Origin of the sequence: Bradyrhizobium sp. 604_D8_N2_3 (genome assembly GCF_051810765.1) — a bacterium.
Lineage (GTDB): Bacteria > Pseudomonadota > Alphaproteobacteria > Rhizobiales > Xanthobacteraceae > Bradyrhizobium > Bradyrhizobium barranii.
Window position 1 is genome coordinate 8,281,004 of the sequence record NZ_JBPWPM010000001.1, and the last position, 19,328, is coordinate 8,300,331.

24 protein-coding genes are annotated in these 19,328 nt (G+C 64.7%); 12 read left to right on the forward strand and 12 right to left on the reverse strand.

Translation table 11 applies throughout. The features are described from left to right. Window positions 1–170 precede the first annotated feature (170 nt). From AB7245_RS39775 to AB7245_RS39785, 3 genes are all read left to right on the forward strand, one after another. A complete protein-coding gene (locus AB7245_RS39775) occupies window positions 171–593 on the forward strand; it encodes a hypothetical protein (protein ID WP_071909569.1) in 423 nt (140 codons plus the stop codon). A gap of 346 nt (window positions 594–939) precedes the next feature. Continuing rightward, window positions 940–2,115, forward strand: a complete 1,176-nt coding sequence (locus tag AB7245_RS39780; RefSeq protein WP_085398134.1) for an IS481 family transposase — start codon at window positions 940–942, stop codon at window positions 2,113–2,115. Between the two features lie 171 nt (window positions 2,116–2,286). Beyond that, the gene (locus AB7245_RS39785; RefSeq protein ID WP_014492018.1) at window positions 2,287–2,424 is read left to right on the forward strand and encodes a hypothetical protein; all 138 of its coding nucleotides are present in this window, start codon (window positions 2,287–2,289) and stop codon (window positions 2,422–2,424) included. 42 nt (window positions 2,425–2,466) lie between these two features. Here the strand turns inward: AB7245_RS39785 and AB7245_RS39790 are convergent, their stop codons facing one another. The 3 genes from AB7245_RS39790 to AB7245_RS39800 form a co-directional block, all read right to left on the reverse strand. Continuing rightward, a complete protein-coding gene (locus tag AB7245_RS39790) occupies window positions 2,467–2,613 on the reverse strand; it encodes a hypothetical protein (RefSeq protein ID WP_166103493.1) in 147 nt (48 codons plus the stop codon). Between the two features lie 199 nt (window positions 2,614–2,812). After that, complete coding sequence (locus AB7245_RS39795) at window positions 2,813–3,292, reverse strand: MaoC family dehydratase (protein ID WP_085399293.1); 480 nt, start codon at window positions 3,290–3,292, stop codon at window positions 2,813–2,815. After that, window positions 3,292–3,744 (reverse strand): MaoC family dehydratase, encoded by a 453-nt coding sequence (locus AB7245_RS39800; protein WP_085399292.1) that lies wholly within the window; start codon window positions 3,742–3,744, stop codon window positions 3,292–3,294. Before AB7245_RS39800 ends, AB7245_RS39795 begins: the two co-directional genes overlap by 1 nt. Window positions 3,745–3,900: 156 nt before the next feature. Here AB7245_RS39800 and AB7245_RS39805 point away from each other — a divergent pair, with 156 nt between their 5' ends. Continuing rightward, window positions 3,901–4,197 carry a DUF4282 domain-containing protein gene (locus AB7245_RS39805; RefSeq protein ID WP_063985551.1) on the forward strand — a complete coding sequence of 99 codons (297 nt, stop codon included), beginning with the start codon at window positions 3,901–3,903 and terminating at the stop codon, window positions 4,195–4,197. A 160-nt stretch (window positions 4,198–4,357) separates the two neighbouring features. On the opposite strand, the gene ychF is transcribed toward AB7245_RS39805, so the two are convergent. The 4 genes from ychF to AB7245_RS39825 form a co-directional block, all read right to left on the reverse strand. Then, the gene (ychF, locus tag AB7245_RS39810) at window positions 4,358–5,455 is read right to left on the reverse strand and encodes a redox-regulated ATPase YchF (protein ID WP_135216022.1); all 1,098 of its coding nucleotides are present in this window, start codon (window positions 5,453–5,455) and stop codon (window positions 4,358–4,360) included. 54 nt (window positions 5,456–5,509) lie between these two features. Further along, window positions 5,510–6,115, reverse strand: coding sequence for an aminoacyl-tRNA hydrolase (gene pth / locus AB7245_RS39815; protein WP_085399290.1), 606 nt, complete (start codon window positions 6,113–6,115; stop codon window positions 5,510–5,512). Window positions 6,116–6,176: 61 nt separating this feature from the next. Beyond that, window positions 6,177–6,893: a 50S ribosomal protein L25/general stress protein Ctc gene (locus tag AB7245_RS39820; protein ID WP_071909565.1), complete on the reverse strand. Its 717-nt coding sequence runs from the start codon at window positions 6,891–6,893 to the stop codon at window positions 6,177–6,179. A gap of 198 nt (window positions 6,894–7,091) precedes the next feature. Next, window positions 7,092–7,352, reverse strand: coding sequence for an accessory factor UbiK family protein (locus AB7245_RS39825; RefSeq protein ID WP_071909564.1), 261 nt, complete (start codon window positions 7,350–7,352; stop codon window positions 7,092–7,094). Between the two features lie 167 nt (window positions 7,353–7,519). On the opposite strand from AB7245_RS39825, the gene AB7245_RS39830 reads away from it, so the two are divergent. The 4 genes from AB7245_RS39830 to pgeF are packed head-to-tail and all read left to right on the forward strand — an operon-like array spanning window position 7,520 to window position 11,015. Next, window positions 7,520–8,251 (forward strand): dienelactone hydrolase family protein, encoded by a 732-nt coding sequence (locus AB7245_RS39830; RefSeq protein ID WP_085398497.1) that lies wholly within the window; start codon window positions 7,520–7,522, stop codon window positions 8,249–8,251. A gap of 14 nt (window positions 8,252–8,265) precedes the next feature. Beyond that, window positions 8,266–9,111: a prolipoprotein diacylglyceryl transferase gene (gene lgt / locus AB7245_RS39835; RefSeq protein ID WP_085398495.1), complete on the forward strand. Its 846-nt coding sequence runs from the start codon at window positions 8,266–8,268 to the stop codon at window positions 9,109–9,111. A gap of 21 nt (window positions 9,112–9,132) precedes the next feature. Continuing rightward, window positions 9,133–10,251: a class I SAM-dependent methyltransferase gene (locus AB7245_RS39840; protein WP_085398494.1), complete on the forward strand. Its 1,119-nt coding sequence runs from the start codon at window positions 9,133–9,135 to the stop codon at window positions 10,249–10,251. Next, window positions 10,248–11,015 carry a peptidoglycan editing factor PgeF gene (gene pgeF, locus AB7245_RS39845; protein ID WP_085398493.1) on the forward strand — a complete coding sequence of 256 codons (768 nt, stop codon included), beginning with the start codon at window positions 10,248–10,250 and terminating at the stop codon, window positions 11,013–11,015. Before AB7245_RS39840 ends, pgeF begins: the two co-directional genes overlap by 4 nt. 38 nt (window positions 11,016–11,053) lie before the next feature. Here the strand turns inward: pgeF and AB7245_RS39850 are convergent, their stop codons facing one another. Then, window positions 11,054–11,626: a hypothetical protein gene (locus AB7245_RS39850; protein ID WP_135216021.1), complete on the reverse strand. Its 573-nt coding sequence runs from the start codon at window positions 11,624–11,626 to the stop codon at window positions 11,054–11,056. 87 nt (window positions 11,627–11,713) lie between these two features. Here AB7245_RS39850 and AB7245_RS39855 point away from each other — a divergent pair, with 87 nt between their 5' ends. The 4 genes from AB7245_RS39855 to AB7245_RS39870 all read left to right on the forward strand — a co-directional run bounded on the left by AB7245_RS39855 (window position 11,714) and on the right by AB7245_RS39870 (window position 15,789). Then, window positions 11,714–12,328: a hypothetical protein gene (locus AB7245_RS39855; protein ID WP_085398491.1), complete on the forward strand. Its 615-nt coding sequence runs from the start codon at window positions 11,714–11,716 to the stop codon at window positions 12,326–12,328. A gap of 193 nt (window positions 12,329–12,521) precedes the next feature. Then, window positions 12,522–13,475 carry a ribose-phosphate pyrophosphokinase gene (locus tag AB7245_RS39860; RefSeq protein WP_028151562.1) on the forward strand — a complete coding sequence of 318 codons (954 nt, stop codon included), beginning with the start codon at window positions 12,522–12,524 and terminating at the stop codon, window positions 13,473–13,475. Between the two features lie 254 nt (window positions 13,476–13,729). Further along, window positions 13,730–14,758, forward strand: coding sequence for a putative zinc-binding metallopeptidase (locus AB7245_RS39865; RefSeq protein ID WP_063985560.1), 1,029 nt, complete (start codon window positions 13,730–13,732; stop codon window positions 14,756–14,758). Beyond that, a complete protein-coding gene (locus tag AB7245_RS39870; RefSeq protein ID WP_063985561.1) occupies window positions 14,755–15,789 on the forward strand; it encodes a D-alanine--D-alanine ligase family protein in 1,035 nt (344 codons plus the stop codon). Before AB7245_RS39865 ends, AB7245_RS39870 begins: the two co-directional genes overlap by 4 nt. Before the next feature lie 145 nt (window positions 15,790–15,934). Here the strand turns inward: AB7245_RS39870 and AB7245_RS39875 are convergent, their stop codons facing one another. Genes AB7245_RS39875 through AB7245_RS39890 form a run of 4 tightly spaced genes read right to left on the reverse strand, consistent with a single transcriptional unit; the run spans window position 15,935 to window position 19,326 of the window. Beyond that, on the reverse strand, window positions 15,935–16,393 hold the full coding sequence (locus AB7245_RS39875; RefSeq protein ID WP_085398490.1) for an SRPBCC family protein: 459 nt from the start codon (window positions 16,391–16,393) through the stop codon (window positions 15,935–15,937). A gap of 10 nt (window positions 16,394–16,403) precedes the next feature. Beyond that, on the reverse strand, window positions 16,404–17,243 hold the full coding sequence (locus AB7245_RS39880; protein ID WP_085398489.1) for an XdhC family protein: 840 nt from the start codon (window positions 17,241–17,243) through the stop codon (window positions 16,404–16,406). Between the two features lie 11 nt (window positions 17,244–17,254). Next, window positions 17,255–18,463 (reverse strand): vWA domain-containing protein, encoded by a 1,209-nt coding sequence (locus tag AB7245_RS39885; RefSeq protein ID WP_085398488.1) that lies wholly within the window; start codon window positions 18,461–18,463, stop codon window positions 17,255–17,257. After that, window positions 18,460–19,326 (reverse strand): AAA family ATPase, encoded by an 867-nt coding sequence (locus AB7245_RS39890; protein WP_085398487.1) that lies wholly within the window; start codon window positions 19,324–19,326, stop codon window positions 18,460–18,462. The genes AB7245_RS39885 and AB7245_RS39890 overlap by 4 nt, the downstream gene beginning before the upstream one ends. Between the last annotated feature and the right edge of the window lie 2 nt (window positions 19,327–19,328).

Here is a 19,328-nt window from a genome sequence, read left to right on the forward strand (position 1 = left end):
TCCCAGCAGTTCAGACTCTCGTAACCATACGCCACGGCAAAGCCCCCGAATCGTCCGCCCTTGCCGTATCTCGGCCAAGTTGCGGTCAAAATCCGACGCCCTAGTCGGATGACCGAACTCGTCGTGCGGGGGACACTCGCGCTGCGCTCAACGCGAACAGGGGAATAACGATGAACGCCATGCGTCCGGAAAAGACCGAACCCACCGAGACCGAGACGGTCGACACCAACCTCGCCGCAGTGACGGAAGTCGAAGCCGGCATCCGCGACTTCGTCCGCAACGACATCGCCTATCTGCGCCGGCCGGCATCGGGAACCACCGACACGCCGCCGCTCGATCCGAGCGCGGAAGCCACCGTCACCAACGTCAACTCGCTGATCCAGCGCGTCGCCGGCACCTCGCTCGCCGAGATCGAGAACCTGATCTCCGAGCTCGAGAGCCTGCGCGACCTGCTCCATGCCGAGGGCCAGCGCGTCCAGCGCGAGATCTCCGGCTACGCCCAGCTCAGCCAGGCCGCGATGAAGTCGACCCGCATGATCGCCGACAACGTCGCGCAGTGGAAGCGCGCCGCCGACGGCCTGCGCAACAGCTGATCACTCACGTCAAGCATCACCGGCCGCCGCGTTCCGCAAAGGACGCGGCGGTTTTGATTCGCGGGGAGTTGGGTGCGCACAAGCTCCCCACGATAGGTGTCATCGCCCGACTTGCCGCCTTCGCTAAGGCTTCGGCGGCCGAGTGAGTTCTTGGCCCGGCGAAGCCCTTGGCGGAGACGGGATCGGGCGATCCAGTATTCCAGAGACAATGAGGCAAGAGCCGGGACGCCGCGGCGTACTGGATGCCCCGGTCAAGTGTTTAGCCCGGACAGATCACTGACGGGTGTTCGGAGACATAGCTGACACATCAACATTGGCTGGATTGGTCCGATTCGGGAGGCCGTCCATGCCTTGGAGCGAGGTGTCAGTGATGGATCAGCGCCACGAGTTTGTGCGGCTGGCTTTGCAGGAGGGCGCCAACCGGCGCGAACTGTGCCGTCGGTTCAACATCAGTCCTGACGTCGGCTACAAGTGGCTGGCGCGCTGGCAGGCCGGCGATCGGGAGCTGGCCGACTGTTCCCGGCGCCCGCATGCGATGCCCAAGCGGAGTGAGGCTGCGGTCGAGGCAGAAGTCCTGGCTGTACGCGACAAGCATCCGGCTTGGGGAGCACGGAAGATTGCCCATTGCCTGAAGCGGGGCGGGCAGACGGTGCCTGTGCCATCAACGGTGCACCAGATCCTGTGTCGGAACGACCGGATCAAACCGAGTGAGAATGCGCCGCCCAATCCGGGCCACCGGTTCGAGAAGGAAGCTCCCAACCTGCTGTGGCAGATGGACTTCAAGGGTCACCTGCCGCTCGCCAATGGGACGCGGTGCCATCCGCTAACGATCGTCGACGATCACTCGCGCTACGTGCTGTGCCTGAAGGCATGTGCCGACGAGCAGCGCCTCACCGTGCAGAATCACCTGTCGACGACGTTCCGCTGCTATGGCCTGCCGGAGGCCTTCTACACCGACAATGGCTCACCCTGGGGCGATACGTCCGGCATTCGTTGGACCGGACTGAAGGTGTGGCTGCTCAAGCTTGGCGTCAGGGTGGTGCACGCAAGGCCATGCCACCCACAGGCCCGCGGCAAGAACGAACGCTTCCATCGCACCCTGAAGGCCGAGGTGTTTGCAATGCGCCGCTTCCGAACTCTCCCGGAAGTCCAGCGCGCCTTCGACGCCTGGCGGCCGGTCTACAATCTGGAGCGGCCTCACCAAGGCCTCGATATGCAGGTCCCTGCCGATCGCTTCCGGCCAAGTGCTCGCCCCATGCCGGCCCGCGTTCCGAACGTCGAATACGACAGCGGCGAGATCGTGCGCAGGGTCTCATCGACAAGACCCTACATCTCCTTCAAGGGACACTTCTGGAAAGTTCCCCAGGCCTTCGCCCGCGAACGCCTTGCCATCCGGCCGCTGGATCGTGACGGCCACTACGGAATCTTCTTCGCCAGCTGGCAGGTCGCATCGATCGACTTGACCAATGGCCAACCTGTCAGTGATGTGTCCGAACAGGTGTCAGCCATGTCTCCGGGCTAAACATCAAGCCGGGGCATGACAGCGGAGGGTGTGGCTGCGAAAGATTGAGGCAGTGGACATGCGTTCACGCAGTCAATGCAGCCGACCCGGTTCGCTTTGAACCCTCCGCGCCCCAGCGCCGACCAATGCCAAGCGCCCGCAGCCTTGCGGCCGGGCCTGGGGACATTTCAGATGGAAAGCATTCGGCCCGACAACACGGACCCTATCCCGCTGCGGCCCGCGCCGAACCAGTTCGGCACGATCATGCTGCGCTTCGTCGGATTGCTGGCGGTGGCGATCGCGGTGCTGGCGTTCGTCTATAGCCGCTGACGGCGGAGGCCGGACGTCCGGCCCCGAAGAGTTAACGAGCCCTTAACGGCTCGCGTCGACCGTCGAGGCTTCCAGGGTGTAGCCGCCATCGGCATAGCCCTTCACCACCATGCCGGCGACCAGCATCACTGCCAGCGTCGCGGTCGCAAAGATAAATCCCACCAGCTTGAGTGCGCCGCGGTCTGCCATGGTCCTCGTCCCCTGTTCTCTGCCCAATTCGTTTCAATTAGACAGCGACAGGTTCATAATTGGTTAGCAACTCGATGGTTCCGCCAACTGCTTCGCGGGTCATCATGTTGAGCAGGCTTATGGCAGCCGCCCGGAATCGCGTCCATAGCGCGCGGGCAACACTCGCGCATACATTTGGACCGTTCATCCTGGAACAGGTCTAACCGCCCTTCCGCATCGGCACGAAGGCGCTGGCGGTGATGGAATAGACCTCCTCGCCGCGCTGGTTGGTGCCGGTGGTGCGGGCCGTCAGAATGCCCCAGCCGGGGCGCGAGGCGGAGCTGCGCTTGTCGATGACTTCGTTGACGTAGGCGACGGTGTCGCCGGCGAGCACCGGCCTGATCCAGCGCAGGTCGCGAAAGCCCGGCGACGGCCCCCACACCGCGACCTCCTCGCCGCGCGAAGCGGCCTCACGCGCCAGACGCTGGCCATCCGCGACAAGCAGGCTCATGCAGGCCGAGCCGACATGCCAGCCCGAGGCCGCAAGGCCGCCGAACAGCGAGTTCTTGCCTTCCTCCTCGTCGAGATGGAAGCGCTGTGGATCGAACTTTGCGGCGAAAATCTTGATGGACTCCGCGGTGAACGTATAGGCGCCGATCTCGCGGCGGTGGCCGATCTCGATCTCCTCGAAGAAGGGCATCAGACTGCTCTCTCGCGCCGCTTGATCAGGATCGGCGAGGTCATCTCGCACAGCGCCTCGTCCTTGGCGTTGCGCACCGTGCATTTGAACTTGACGATGCCGAGCTCCGGCCGGCTCTTCGAGGCGCGCGCCTCCAGCACGTCGACGTCGAGCATGAGATCGTCGCCGGGCCGCAAGGGTGACAGCCAGCGCACCTCGTCGACGCCGGGCGAGCCGAGCGAAGCGGCGCGTGTGATGAAGCCATCGGCCATCATCCGCATCATCAGCGAGCAGAGGTGCCAGCCCGAGCCGGACAGGCCGCGCAGCATGCTGTTGGCCGCGGCCTCCTCATCGAGGTGCATCGGCTGCGGATCGAACTCGGCGGCGAAAGCCAAGATCTCGTCGCGGGTGACATGGCGCGGGCCGAATGTTCCGAACCGGCCGGGCGGGAAATCTTCGAAGGTCAGGGTCATCTCGGGAATGCTTTGAGGGAATGACAGATTGTGGCCGCACTTTGCGGCAATCTCAACCCGCCGGCCCGCATGGCTCGTGCTACATATGGGGTGTCGGCGTTGGTCTTGAGTCGGATCAACCGGCAGGCCGAGGCCCGATTTGCCCTGGGGAGAGCAATGTTTTCATTCAGCGACCTGTTTCAATGGGACCGATTCATAACCCCTACGATCATCAAGACCTTCTACTGGCTGGTGATCGCACTGATCTGCCTGTTCGGCCTTTCCGGAATCTTCTCCGGTCTCGCGACGATGGCGATCAGCCCGTTCGGCGGCTTCCTGGTGCTGCTGTCATCGATCGCGAGCATCGTTGTCGGCATCGTGTTCTCGCGCATCGCCGCGGAGCTGATCCTGATCGTCTTCCGCATCAACGAGCATCTCGGCGCGATCCGCGACCAGGGCGGCGGGGCGCGGTGAGGCGGCTGCAGGTGCCGTAGGGTGGGCAAAGGCGCAAAGCGCCGTGCCCACCATCCTTTCGCGATTTGAGAGAGACGTGGTGGGCACGCTTCCGCCTTCGCTCTTCGAGCTACGGCGGACAAGTCGCTTTGCCCACCCTACAGCACCGCTCTTTCGCGTCTTACGTATTGAACCTGAAATGCATCACGTCGCCGTCGGCGACGACGTATTCCTTGCCTTCGAGACGCAGCTTGCCGGCATCGCGGGCGCCGGCTTCGCCGTTCAGCGCGACATAGTCCTCATACGCCATCGTCTCGGCGCGGATAAAACCCTTCTCGAAGTCGGTGTGGATCACGCCGGCCGCGCCCGGGGCCTTGGTGCCGCGATAGATGGTCCAGGCGCGCGCTTCCTTCGGGCCCACCGTGAAATAGGTGATGAGGTCGAGCAGGGTGTAGCCGGCGCGGATCAGGCGATCGAGGCCGGCCTCTTCGAGACCCAGCGTCTCCAGGAAGTCGGCGCGTTCCTCGCGTGAAATGGTGGCGATCTCGGATTCGATCTTGGCGGAGATGACGACGGCAACGGCGCCTTCCTTGGCCGCCTGCTCCTCCACCGCCTTGGAGAACGAATTACCCGTGGCGGCCGAGCCTTCCTCGACGTTGCAGACGTAGAGCACCGGCTTCGACGACAGCAGGCCGAGCATCCCGAAGGCGCGCTCCTCCTCCGCCTTGCGCTCGACGAGGCGGGCGGGCTTGCCCTCGCGCAGCAGCACCAGCGTGCGGTTGACGAGGTCGAGCTGCTCCTTGGCGTCCTTGTCGTTGCCCTTGGCTTTCTTCGTGAGGTTGTCGACGCGCTTCTCGAGGCTGTCGAGGTCGGCGAGCATCAGCTCGGTCTCGATGGTCTCGATGTCGGCGAGCGGGGCGATCTTGCCCTCGACATGCGTGATGTCGGAATCCTCGAAGCAGCGCACGACATGCGCGATGGCGTCGACCTCGCGGATGTTGGCGAGGAACTGGTTGCCGAGGCCTTCACCCTTGGAGGCGCCGCGCACGAGGCCGGCGATGTCGACGAAGGTCAGCCGGGTCGGGATGATCTGCGCCGATTTGGCGATGGCCGAGAGCTTGTCGAGCCGCGGATCGGGCACGGCGACTTCGCCGACATTCGGCTCGATGGTGCAGAACGGATAGTTCGCGGCCTGCGCCGCGGCCGTCTCGGTCAGCGCATTGAACAAGGTCGACTTGCCGACATTCGGCAACCCGACGATCCCGCATTTAAATCCCATGGTCGTCCTCTATCCGTATTCGTCATGGCCGGGCCTGACGGAGAAAACGGTGCCCTATTCCTTGCCGTTCTCGTCCTTGGTCAAAAAGCCCTTCGCCTGCATGGCGAGATGCACCCTGTTGGCGAAGGTCGCGTCCGTGCCTTTGGCAACCAGTGCCGCGTGCTCGGCCACCGCCTCGCACAGCGTCGCCACCCAGTCGTTGTCGGCCTTGGCGAAGTCCGACAGCACGTGGCCGTGCACCAGTTCCTTGACGCCGGGATGACCGATGCCGAGCCGGACCCGGCGATACTCGTTGCCGATGTGCGCGGAGATCGAGCGCAGGCCGTTATGGCCGGCGATGCCGCCGCCGATCTTCACCCGCACCTTGCCCGGCGGCAGTTCGAGCTCGTCATGGAACACGGTGACGTCGCCGGGCGCGATCTTGAAGAAGCTTGCCGCCTCCTGAACGCTGCGGCCGGAGTCATTCATGTAGGTTGTCGGCTTGAGCAGGATGATGCGCTCAGTACCGAGCGCACCTTCCGAGGTCTCGCCCTGAAACCTGCGGCGCCATGGTGCAAAGCCATGCCGCCGCGCGATCTCGTCGACGGCCATGAAGCCGATATTGTGCCGGTTACGTGCGTATTTCGCGCCGGGATTGCCGAGCCCAACAAAGAGTCGCATGACGCGGCGCGCCCCTCGCTCGGCGCGCGATCAAGGACCGCGCGCCCAGCTCTTTGAGAGATTACTTCTTCTTGTCGCCGCCGGCGGGAGCCTTGGCAGCCGCAGCCGGAGCAGCAGCACCCGCAGCCGGAGCCGCAGCGCCAGCCGCCGGAGCAGCCGCAGCAGCGCCCGGAGCTGCAGCCGCAGCCGCGGCCTTCTGCTCTTCGGCGTAGCCGGACGGCGGCACGATGGTGACGAGGGTCGCGTCCTCGCGGGTCAGCGCCTTCACGCCGGCCGGCAGCTTGATGTCCGACAGATGCAGCGAGTGACCGATTTCGAGTGAGCCGACATCAGCCTCGATGAATTGCGGGATGCTCTCGACGCCGCATTCGAGCTCGATCGAATGCGCGACGATGTTGACGGCGCCGCCGCGCTTCACGCCGGGCGAACCTTCCGCTTTCACCACATGCAAGGGAACGCTGATGCGGATGGTGGCACCTTCGCCGAGACGCATGAAGTCGACATGGATCGGGAAATCCTTGACCGGATCAAGGTGATAGTCACGCGGGATCACGCGGTGCTTCTTGCCCTCGAGGTCGATGTCGACCAGGGTGGTGAGGAACCGGCCGGCGAGGATGCGCTGGCGCAGTTCACGATCGTCAACCGAGATCGGGAGCGGGGGTTGCTTGTTGCCATAGATCACTCCGGGCACTTTCCCGGCGCGACGCTCAGCCCGGGCGGCCCCCTTGCCGCTCTTCGGACGTGCGGTCGCCTTCAATTCCTTGACGGTCGTCGCCATAGTCTAAGTCCTTGTTTTTGCAAAAGTTAATGGGCCGCAGCGCGGCCCATGGTGCAGTTCGCAGCAAGCCTCCAGGGGTGCGGGGGCCGCGAACTTGGCGGGCTTTTACCCGGAAGATGCGGAAATGACAAGGAGAATGGCCCGCCCGGCGGGGTCCCCACCCTCCCCTGGAGGGGAGGGTAAGCGAGAACGGCGGCCTTATGTCGGCGTTCCGCCGAACTTGGCCTCCAGCGCCACGATGCGCGCCTTCAGGGCCTCGTTCTCCTCGCGGGCGAGGCGGGCCATGTCCTTGACCGCCTCGAACTCCTCGCGCTTGACGAGGTCCATGTCGCGCAGGAATTTCTCGGCCTGGGTGCGCATCACGGTGTCGAACTCGCGCTTGACGCCCTGGGCGGCACCGGCGGCGTCGTTCATCAGGCGGCCGATCTCGTCGAAAAACCGGTTGTTGGTCTGGGTCATGTCGGTCTCCTGGCGGCCTCAGATAAACTTTGCGCGAACGCGCGAAAAGACAATGGCAATCCGGGCGAAACGGTTCAAGGGCCGATCGGCGGTATCCTTGTCATGCCCCGGTTTCCTTGCAATCGTATTCAACGTCCCTGCATAACAAGAATCAGAAGGCGCACGAGATGATCGATCAGCAGATCGCGATTCCCACCAAGGACGGCCACACCGCAACCTTCATCACCCATCCCGAACGCGGCGGGCCGTTTCCGATCATCCTGTTCTACATGGATGCGCCGGCGATCCGCGAGGAGCTGCGCGACATGGCGCGCCGGCTCGCCACCTCGGGCTATTACGTGATGCTGCCGAACCTCTACTACCGCTCCGGCGTGATGGAGCTCGGCGCGCTGCCGGCCGATCCGAATGCACCCGAGCGCAAGCGCATGTTCCAGCTCATGGCCTCGCTCAACATTCCCATGATCATGGAGGACACCAGGGCCCTGCTCACCTATGCCGAGGGCCAGGCGGCTGCCAATACGAAAATCGTCGGCACCGTCGGCTATTGCATGAGCGGCCGTTACGCCGTCAACGCGGCCACGCACTTTGCCGACCGCGTCAAGGCCGCCGCCTCGATCTACGGAACGCATCTGGCGACCGACGAAGACAACAGCCCGCATCTCGCCTCAGGCAAGACCAAGGCCGAGCTCTATTTCGCCTGCGCCGAGACCGACATCTACGCGCCCGCCGAGGTCATCGAGAAGGTCAAGCAGGGCATGAGCGGTGCCAAGGCCGAGGTCGAGATCTATCCCGGCACGCATCACGGCTTCGCCTTCCCCAAGCGTCCGGTCTACGACCGCGACGCTGCCGAGCGGCATTGGGAGCGTCTGCTGGCGCTCTATCGCCGCAATCTCGTTTAAGTCTTGAAGGCCTGATGCCCTTTCTGCTCATCGACTTTCCCGCCTTCAAGCCGATCGCCATCGAGATCGGTCCGTTCGCGATCCGCTGGTATGCGCTGGCCTATATCAGCGGCATCGTGTTCGGCTGGCTCTATGCGCGCTCGCTGCTGAAGAAAGAGCGCCTGTGGAGCGGCCCCGCGCCGATGTCGCTGGTGCAGATCGACGACTTCATCCTGTGGGTCACGCTCGGCATCATCCTCGGCGGCCGCACCGGCTACGTGCTGTTCTACAATCTGCCCTTCTTCATCGATCACCCCGCCGCGATCTTCAAATTGTGGGAGGGCGGCATGTCCTTCCATGGCGGCTTCCTCGGCTGCGTCGTCGCGGTGATGTGGTTTGCCTATCGCAACCGCATCTCGATCCTGTCGCTGGGCGACATCACCACGGCAGTCGCCCCGGTCGGGCTGCTGCTCGGGCGCATCGCCAATTTCATCAATGGCGAATTGTGGGGCCGCGCCGCCGACCCCAGCCTGCCCTGGGCGATGATCTTCCCCAACGATCCGACGCAGCTGCCGCGCCATCCGAGCCAGCTCTATGAGGCCGGCATGGAGGGCATCCTGCTGTTCACCGTGCTCGCGATCATGATCCGTTTCGGCGCCCTGAAGCGGCCCGGCATGATCCTCGGCGCCTTCATCCTGATCTATGGCCTGACCCGCATCGCCGGCGAGCATTTCCGCGAGCCGGACGTCCAGCTCGGCTTCCTCTGGGGCGGATTAACCATGGGCATGCTGTTGTCGATCCCGATGCTTATTGTAGGCCTCATACTTATTGTATTGGCTATCAGGCGCGGCGCGCCGAAGCCCGCCGGGGCTATCAGTTAATTCCTTTCGAGAAGACAGACCGTGACCGAACAGCCGCTACTCAACGAGATCAGGGCGCTGATCAAATCCTCAGGGCCCATGCCGGTCTGGCGGTACATGGAACTGTGCCTGATGCATCCGCGCTATGGCTATTACGTCTCGCGCGATCCGCTCGGGCGCGAAGGCGACTTCACCACCGCGCCCGAGGTCAGCCAGATGTTCGGCGAGCTCCTGGGGCTGTGGACCGCCTCGGTGTGGAAGCAGATGGGCTCGCCGCAATTCCTGCGGCTGATCGAGCTCGGCCCCGGCCGCGGCACCATGATGGCGGATGCGCTGCGCGCACTGCGCGTGCTGCCGCCGCTCTACCAGGCGCTTCACGTCCACATGGTCGAGGTCAATCCGGTGCTGCGCGAGCGGCAGAGTGCGACGCTGGCGGGCGTGCGCAACATCGCCTGGCACGACAGCATCGACGACGTGCCCGAAGGGCCGAGCATCATCCTCGCCAACGAATATTTCGACGTGCTGCCGATCCGCCAGATGGTGAAGCGCGAGAACGGCTGGCACGAGCGCGTGATCGAGATCGATCCCAACGGCAAGCTTCAATTCGGCGCGGCCGCCGACCCGACGCCGCGCTTCGACGTGCTGCTGCCGCCTCTGGTGCGCGCCGCTCCCGTTGGCGCCGTGTTCGAATGGCGCCCCGACGGCGAGATCATGAAGCTCGCCACGCGCGTGCGCGACCAGGACGGCGCGGCGCTGATCATCGATTACGGCCATCTGCGCAGCGATGCCGGCGACACGTTCCAGGCGATCGCGCGCCACACCTTCACCGATCCCCTGAAGGCGCCGGGCCAGGCCGACGTCACAGCCCATGTCGACTTCCAGGCCCTGGCGCGCGCGGCCGAGGATGTCGGCGCCCGTGTGCACGGCCCGGTGACGCAGGGCGATTTCCTCAAGCGCGTCGGCATCGATACCCGCGCAGCTGCCCTGATGCAGAAGGCGACGCCTGAAGTCGCCACCGACATTTCGGTGGCGCTCAAGCGCCTGACCGATACCGGGCGCAGCGGCATGGGCTCGATGTTCAAGGTGCTCGGCATCTCCGAGCCGCGGCTGACCGGCATCGCCGGCCTCAGCGATCTCGAACGGGCCGGAGGCGCTTCATGACGCTTGCTTCGTCGCTGCTGTCGGCCGTGCCCGGCCTGCGCCATGCCTTCTTCACCCGCGAGGGCGGTGTCTCAGGCGGGATTTATTCGGCGCTCAATGGCGGGCTCGGCTCCAACGACGATCCGGCGCATGTCGCGGAGAACCGCCGCCGCATGGCCGAGCATGTCGGCGTCGCCCCGGAGCGCTTCATCAGCCTGCACCAGATCCATTCGCCCGATGTCCTCATTGCCGAAGCGCCGTGGCCGAGCGGACCGCGGCCGAAGGGCGATGCGCTGGTCACGAAAACACCCGGCATCGCGCTCGGCGTCTCCACCGCCGATTGCGGGCCGGTGCTGTTCGTCGATCCCAACGCGCGCGTGATCGGCGGCGCCCATGCCGGCTGGAAAGGCGCGCTGACCGGCGTGCTGGAACAGACGATCTCGGCGATGGAGAAGCTCGGCGCCACGCGCAGCGGCATCATCGCCGCGATCGGCCCCTTGATCCGACAGGACAGCTACGAGGTCGGCAACGAGTTCGTGGCCCGCTTCATCGAGGCGGACGCGGACAACGCCATGTTCTTCATCCCGTCGGTGCGCGCCGGACACGCGATGTTCGACCTCGCCGGCTTCATCCGGAAGCGGCTCGAAGCCGCCGGCATCCTGATGATCGACGATCTTGGCCTGGACACCTATGCCGACGAGCGCTTCTTCAGCTATCGCCGCTCGGTACATCGCAAGGAGCCGGATTACGGCCGCCACATCCACGCGATCGCGCTGGAGAATTAAGAACGAATTCGGCCTAGTTCTTGCCGCAACCCATTAGGTTAGTCGCTGCATCTTTCGAACAATGGCGTTTCATTCTTTCCGCGAAGCCATTTAGTCGGCAAATCAACGTACATTTGAGCTGGTGGAGGCGGCGGCGGCGGTCGGACCTCGAAACCTTCATCGACTTCGATCTTCTTCCAATCGTCGCGATGCGCGGAGAAAGTCCGATATTTGTCGCCGACCTTGAGCAGAACGATCTCCCAAACCTCGCCCGGCTGACGCCACCAGATCAGTGTCGTGCTGGGTGGAGGGTCCTGAACCGACACGATCTTGATCTTGTCGTCGGCAATACGCGTCGCCGAATAGATCGCGCTGATGAATGTCCTTACTTGCCCAGGTGTGAACGTCCCGATCACATTCCTTGTCGTCGGCGCTCCGGAGGACGACGCGATGTACGTCAATCGCGCGCCACAGCGGTTGTTCTCACAGGCCTGATACGGATCCCGTTTGCAATCAACCGACCAGGTACCGGTCAGTCCGAAAGCCCGGATTGCCTCGGCCGCACTTTCTGCCGCCGCGGCCCGCCCCACGATGAGGCAGGCAACGATTACCCCCAAAGTCGCTCCCCTCATCGACAATTCCTCGGCCGGATCGGCCCAATGATGTGTCCTTCCTGCCCTAGACCTTAATCGATTTTAACGATATCGCTGCCCCCCATAATGAGGGACGCGTCATTCATCCTGGGCCGCGCGGGTTCGCGTGTGCTGGCGGTCATGCTGCTGGCAGCGGCGGTCGCGCTTGGCGGCTGCGCCGGCGGCGGCGGTGCCGCCAACTCCTATGCGATGGCGCCGAGTACCGGCTCAGGGGCGACCGTGGCCTTCGAATCGATCGACGGGCCGCCCCCGCAGGTGTTCGACCGCATGGTCGGCGTGCTCGACAGCGAATCCAAGCTGCGCAGCCTGTCCGTCGTCTCCCGCGAGGGGACGGCTGCCTATCGCGTGCGCAGTTACCTCTCCGCCCAAATCGTGCGCGGCAAGACCGTGATCGCCTGGGTCTGGGACGTCTACGACGCCAACCAGCAGCGGGCATTGCGCCTCTCTGGCGAGGAATTGACCGCCGCCAAGGGCGGCCGCGATCCCTGGGGCGCCGCCGACGACCTCGTGCTGCGGAAGATCGCCCAGGCCGGATTCAGCGGACTTTCCAACATGATCAACGGAACGCCGGACGCGCCGAGCACTGTTCCCGGCTTGCGGGGACCGGCGGTGGCCAGCGTGATCCCGGAGGCTCCGGCGGCCGAGATGCCGGCCTCGGCGCTGGGCTATGCCGAGCGATAACCCCCGCGAAACCACGGCCCCAAGTTGCGGCCAAACCGTTGGCCCGACTCAGGATTTCGGAGGGAAAACGTAGCATGCCGGGTTGCCATTGCAGGCCCCGGCCTGATATTTCCTCGCCCGTCGTAACCGTGCTTCCAGTGGGTATTCTCTGATGTTGAACGTCGTATCCAGCAAAGCGCGGGAGGAAGCGTCCATGTCGGCCAAGAACGGCTCCATCAAGCTTGTCGCCGGCAACTCAAACCCGGCTCTCGCGCAGGCGATCGCGCAAGGCCTCGACCTGCCGCTAACCAAGGCCGTGGTACGGCGCTTCGCCGACATGGAGATCTTCGTCGAGATCCAGGAGAACGTCCGTGGCTCGGATGCTTTCGTCATCCAGTCGACCTCGTTCCCCGCCAACGACCATCTGATGGAACTGCTGATCATCACCGATGCGCTGCGCCGCTCCTCGGCACGCCGCATCACCGCGGTGCTGCCCTATTTCGGCTACGCCCGGCAGGACCGCAAATCGGGTTCGCGCACGCCGATCTCGGCCAAGCTCGTCGCCAACCTGATCACGCAGGCCGGCGTCGACCGCGTCATGACGCTCGACCTGCATGCCGGCCAGATCCAGGGCTTCTTCGACATCCCGACCGACAATCTCTACGCGGCACCGCTGATGGTGCGCGACATCAAGGACAAGTTCGATCTCTCCAAGACGATGGTGATCTCGCCTGACGTCGGCGGCGTGGCGCGCGCACGTGGCCTTGCCAAGCGCATCAACACCCCGCTCGCGATCGTCGACAAGCGCCGCGAGAGGGCGGGCGAATCCGAGGTCATGAACGTGATCGGCGACGTCGCCGGCTACACCTGCATCCTGATCGACGACATCGTGGACTCCGGCGGCACGCTGGTGAACGCGGCCGACGCGCTGATCGCCAAGGGCGCCAAGGACGTCTACGCCTATATCACCCACGGCGTGCTCTCCGGCGGCGCGGCCGCCCGCATCGCGGGCTCGAAGCTGAAGGAGCTCGTGATCACCGACTCGATCCTGCCGACGGAGGCGGTGACCAAGGCTCCGAACATCCGCACGCTTCCGATCGCCAGCCTGATCTCGGACGCCATCGCGCGCACCGCGGCGGAAGAGTCGGTGTCGAGCCTGTTCGACTAGTTTTTCCGATCCCGGAAGGTCTCGTAGGGTGGGCAAAGGCGCAAAGCGCCGTGCCCACCTTTTCTTTTTATATTGAAGGTGGTGGGCACGCTTCCGCCTTCACTCTCCGAGCTACGTCGGACAAGTCGCTTTGCCCACCCTACGGCGTTGAGCGCTGACGCGCCGCAGCCCGCTTCGCAGCCCCACGGGTTGTTGCCCGCCGCCGCCCATGACATCATCCGGATACCGAGTCATCCCTGCCCCCTGGATTCCTGATGCCGCGCCGGAAATTTGCCTGGGAGAAGCTGTCGGATGACGAGTTGCTCAAGCAGCGCCTCTCCAGCCTGAGGGTTACGGTCAAAGGCACCTGGCTCGAGGACTGCGTCAGCACGCTCCATGAGGAGCTCGAAGAGCGGGGCATCCGGCTGCGACCGCACACATGGATCTCGAGCGAATGGTTCAGTCCGGGCGATGTGCCGGGCATCGCCATCCCCTTCTATCTCGCCCATCCCCGTCTGATGAAGCTCGAGAAGAAGATGATGTTCGACGTCGAGGGCGGAACCTGGCGCGAGTGCATGGGTATCCTCCGTCACGAGGCCGGCCATGCCGTGCAGCACGGCTATCAGCTGCAGCGCCGCCGGCGCTGGCAGCAGCTGTTCGGCCCGTCGTCGAAACACTACCCGCGCTACTACCGGCCCAATCCTGCCAGCAGGCGCTACGTCCAGCACCTCCGGCTGTGGTACGCGCAAAGCCATCCGGATGAAGACTTCGCCGAGACCTTCGCGGTGTGGCTGCGCCCACGCTCGAACTGGCGGACGCGATATGCCGGATGGCCGGCGCTGAAGAAGCTCGAATATGTCGACGAGCTGATGCACGAGATTGCGGGAAAGCGGCCGCTGATCACGACGCGGGAGCGTGTCGATACGCTGGGCCGGCTCAGCCAGACGCTCGAAGACCACTACAAGAAGAAGCAGGCGTTCTACGCCTTCACAGCGCCGAAGACCTACGACCGCGACCTCTCCCGGCTGTTTTCAGCCGATCCACGGCATCACCGCTCAAAGCCGGCTTCGGCCCTGATCAGACGGCACCGCGCGCAGATCAGGCAGCTGGTCGCGCGGTGGACGGGCGAGAACCAGCTCACGCTCGATGCCGTGCTCGATGATATGATCTCCCGCTGCCGTGAGCTCGATCTGCGCGCCGTCGGCCCCGAACAGAAGCTCGTTCTCGATTTCACCGTCCTCGTGACCGCCAAGACGATGCACGCGCTGTTTGGCCCGTCTCGGCGCAAATGGATCGCGCTATGAGACGCTCACGCATTCTGGTGCTGATGCATCCGGACTTCATGCCTCCGGACTCCTCCGACGGATACACGCCGCAGGAAATCAACAACTGGAAGACGGAATACGACGTGGTGAGCACCTTGCGTGCGGCCGGCCACGAGGTTCGCGCCCTCGGTGCGCAGGACGAGATCAAGCCGATCCGCGAGGCGATCGAAGAATTCAAGCCCCACGTGGTCTTCACGCTGCTCGAGGAATTCCACAACAACGTCGCCTACGACCAGCACATCGCCAGCTATCTCGAGCTGATGAAGGTCCCTTATACCGGGTGCAATCCGCGCGGCCTGATCCTGGCGCGCGGCAAGGATTTGTCCAAGACGCTGGTGCATCACCGCCGGATCGCAGCGCCGGCCTTCGCCGTCTTCCCGATGCGCCGCAAGGTGAAGCGCCCGACGCGCCTTGCGCTGCCGCTGATCGTCAAGAGCCTGAACATGGACGGGTCCTTCGGCATCTCGCAGGCCTCGATCGTCGATACCGACGAGAAGCTCGTGGAGCGCGTCGCCTTCATCCACGAGCGGGTCGAATCCGCCGCCATCGCCGAGCAGTTCATCGAGGGGCGCGAGCTTTATGTCGGCGTGCTCGGCAACAACCGGCTGCGCGTCCTGCCGGTTTGGGAACTGAAATTCGGCAGCATGGGCGGGCGCAGATCACGGCACATCGCCACGGAGAAAGCCAAGCACGACACCGACTATCAGGAGAAGCTCGGCATCGTCGACGGGCCGGCCAAGGACCTCGCGCCCGAAGTCACCGCGCGCATCCAGCGCGCCGCGAAGCGCATCTACCGGGCGCTTGGCCTCGACGGCTACGCACGCATCGATTTTCGTCTCGCCGCCGACGGCACGCCGTATTTCATCGAAGCCAATCCCAACCCCGAGATCGCCAAGAGCCAGGAGTTCGCCACGGCGGCTCAACATGCCGGGCTCAAATATCCGGATCTCCTGCAGCGCATCCTGACGCTGGGGATCAGCCGGGCCAAGGCGGGGGTGTCGTTGGGGTGATGGCGGCTTGCGCGACTATCGTAGGGTGGGCAAAGGCGCAAAGCGCCGTGCCCACCTTCTTTTGTAGCGATGAAGACGGTAGGCTCGCTTCCGCCTTCGCTCTTCGAGCTACGGCGGACAAGTCGATTTGCCCACCCTACGGCAGCTAGCCTGCCTCGGCCTTCGCGCTCACCACGTCGGCAAATGACTTGAAGAACTCCCCCGCCAGCTTCGTCGCGGTCGAATTGATCAGCCGTGCTCCCAACTGCGCGAGCTTGCCACCGATCTGCGCATCGACTTCGTAATGCAACACCGTCACGTCGGCGCTCTCGGATTCCAACCGCACCACCGCGCCACCCTTGGCGAAGCCGGCGACGCCGCCGGAGCCCTCTCCTGAGATACGGTAACTGTTGGGCGGATCGAAATCGGACAGCGTCACCTTACCGCTGAACGTCGCCTTCACCGGGCCGACCTTGAAGACCACCGTCGCGGTCATCTCGTTCGGCGCGGTCACCTCGAGCGACTGGCAGCCCGGGATGCACTGCTTCAGCACAGCGGGATCGTTCAGCGCCGCCCACACCTGCTCGCGTGAGGCGGGAATTCGCTGGCTGTCGTTCATCTGCATGATCGGTGTCTCACTCTCTGCTTGCTGTTTGATTGGCCGCGCGCTGGCCACGCCGGCGTTCTCTGGTGATCTCGGCGAGGATCGACATTGCGATCTCCTCCGGCGTGATCGCGCCGAGATCGAGGCCGGCCGGCGCCTTGAAATCGTCGATCGCAGCCGCGCTGGCGCTCTCTGCAAGGAGTTTTGCGCGCAGCGAAGCCATCTTGCGGCGGCTGCCGACGAAGGCGTGATAACAGGCTTTGGTCGCGACCGCCGCGCGCAAGGCGGCCTCGTCGCCCTTGCCCTGCGTCGAGACGACGACGAAGCGCTTGGAGTCGTTGAGCTCGCCGAGCTGATAACCATCGATGACCGCGTCGGCGTCCGGCTGCGCCGTGAGATCGGCGGACGGCGCAGCAAACGTGACGTGATAGCCGAGCACGCGCGCCTGCGCCGCAAGCGACAGCGCCACCGGGCTCGCACCGAGAATGACGAGCGAGGGATGCGGCAGCACCGGCTCGACGAAGATGTCCATCGTGCCCTTGCTCGGGCACATGTTGCTGGCAAAGCGGATGCCGTCGCGGCTCTCCCCCGCGCTGACGCCGAGCTCGGCCAGCAGGTTCTCCGGCTGCACCGAGACCATGCGCGGCTCGCCATCGGCGAGCGCCTCGCGCGCCGCCTTCAGCACCGCGCCCTTGGCGCAGCCCCCGCCGATCCAACCCGCGACGATGGTGCCGTCGGCGGCGATGATCGCCTTGGCGCCAGCCTTCGCCGCGGTCACCGACACCGTGCGCACCACCGTCGCGAGCACGAAGGCACGCTCGGCGGCCTTCATCTGAGCGACTACATCAAGCACTTCGACATGAGCGGTCATCGGAAGCCTCCTCAAAGCTTCGCTAAATAGGGTTCGAGCGCTCGCAGGCTGCTCAGCGAATTCGCGGGCGCATAGAGATCGACATGCGGCAACGCAGCTCTTATGCCCCGCGCTTCGGGCGTGTAGCCCTCCCACGCCATCATCGGGTTGAGCCAGACAATGCGGCGACAGCGCCGGTGCAGCGCCGCCATCTCGCGGCCAAGCAATGCGGCATCGCCGGTCTCGTAGCCGTCGGACACGATCATCACGCAGCTGCGGGAATGGATCACGCGCGCGGCGTGCCAGCGATTGAAGGTTTGCAAGCACTCGCCGATCCTGGTGCCGCCGCCCGCGCCTTGCGCCATGATCGAGAGCCGGTCGAGCGCGCGGCCGGCGTCCTTCTCCTTCATCGCGTCGGAGACGTAGGCGAGGCGCGTGTGGAACAGGAACGCCTCGGCCTCACGGAACTGGTCGAGCACACCGTGGATGAAGCGCAAGAAGACTGCCGTGTACATGCTCATCGAGCCCGAGGCATCGAGCAGCACGACCAGCCGCAACGGCTTGTCCTTGCGCTGGCGTTTCACCAGGCTGATGGGAACGCCGCCATGGCTGATGTTGCGGTGAATCGTGCGGCGGAGATCAAGCCGGTAGCCACGCCGGCGCGCCAGATCGCGCCGGGTCAGCCGCGTCCGCATTGCCTTGGCGAGCGCTGCTGCGGCCTCATGGGCCTGCGCGACCTGGTCTGGATCGCTCAGCTTTCGGAAATCGACCTCGGCAAAATTGTCGGCGCGTGAAGCACCTTCCATGCGGCCCTCGCCGGAACGGCCTTCCGGCGCGTCGTCGGAGGACGGAAGCTGGTCTACGGCGGACTGGTTACTGCCCTGCTCCGCCGCGGCATCCTGCAAGCTCTTCAGCGAGGGATTGCTGGCGCCCGGTGTTGATCCAATCGTGCGGGAGCGCGAGCGCACGCGCTTGCCCAACCAGAACGCGTCGAACAGACCGTCGAACTTGTCCCAGTCGGATTTGCGTGCCGAGAACAGGTGCTTGAACGCCGTGCGCAGCAGACCCGGCCGCGCCGCATAGCCCGATGATATCAGCGTCGCCGCATCCTGCCCTTCGGCGAGCCCGACGCGAAAGCCGGCCTCGCGTAGCGTGCGCAGGAACGCCGCAAGCTTCGCGGAGACGAGGCGCGAGACCTCGTTGAGGTCATCATATCCGGGGCTGGAGCCACAGCAGCTCATGCGACCTTTCCCAGCAGGCGCTGTGTCACCTCTGGCGTGACACGGGCGCGGTCTTCGTGAGTCTTCAACAGGCAGACGAGCGTCTCATGCACAATCTCGGGTGCGTCGTGAAGATTGGTTACGTCGAGGCCGACGAGAGCTGCCGCCCAATCCAGCGTCTCCGCCACGCCCGGGACTTTTCGCAGCTCCTCCTTGCGCACACCCTCGACCATGCGCGCGATCTGGAGCGACAGCGACGGGCTCGCGCCCATGACGCGCGCCAGGATGATGCGGGTCTCGCGGTCGACGTCGGGATAGTCGACATAGTGATAGAGGCAGCGCCGGCGCAACGCGTCGGAGAGCTCGCGCGTGCCGTTCGAGGTCAGCACGACATGCGGGATGGTGATTGCGGGAATGGTGCCGAGCTCGGGGATCGAGACCTGGAAGTCCGAAAGCAGCTCCAGCAGGAACGCCTCGAACTCGTCGTCGGCGCGGTCGATCTCGTCGATCAGCAGCACCGGCGCCTTCGGCCGACGGATCGCGGCGAGCAAGGGGCGCTCGAGCAGGTATTTTTCCGAGAACACCTGGTCCTCGATGCTATCGCTGCCGCGATGGGCCTGGATCGCCAGCAATTGCCGCTGGTAATTCCACTCGTAGAGCGCGGAGGACTGATCTAGGCCCTCGTAGCATTGCAGCCGGATCAGCTCGGTCGCATGCACTTTTGCAAGTGCTTTCGCCACTTCCGTCTTGCCGACGCCCGCCTCGCCCTCGAGCAGCAGCGGACGCCGCAACAATTGCATCAGCGAGATCGCAGTCGCGAGGTCCGCATCGGCGATATAGCCCGATGCGGCCAGCGCTTGCGCGATCTCATCACGGCCCTTCATCG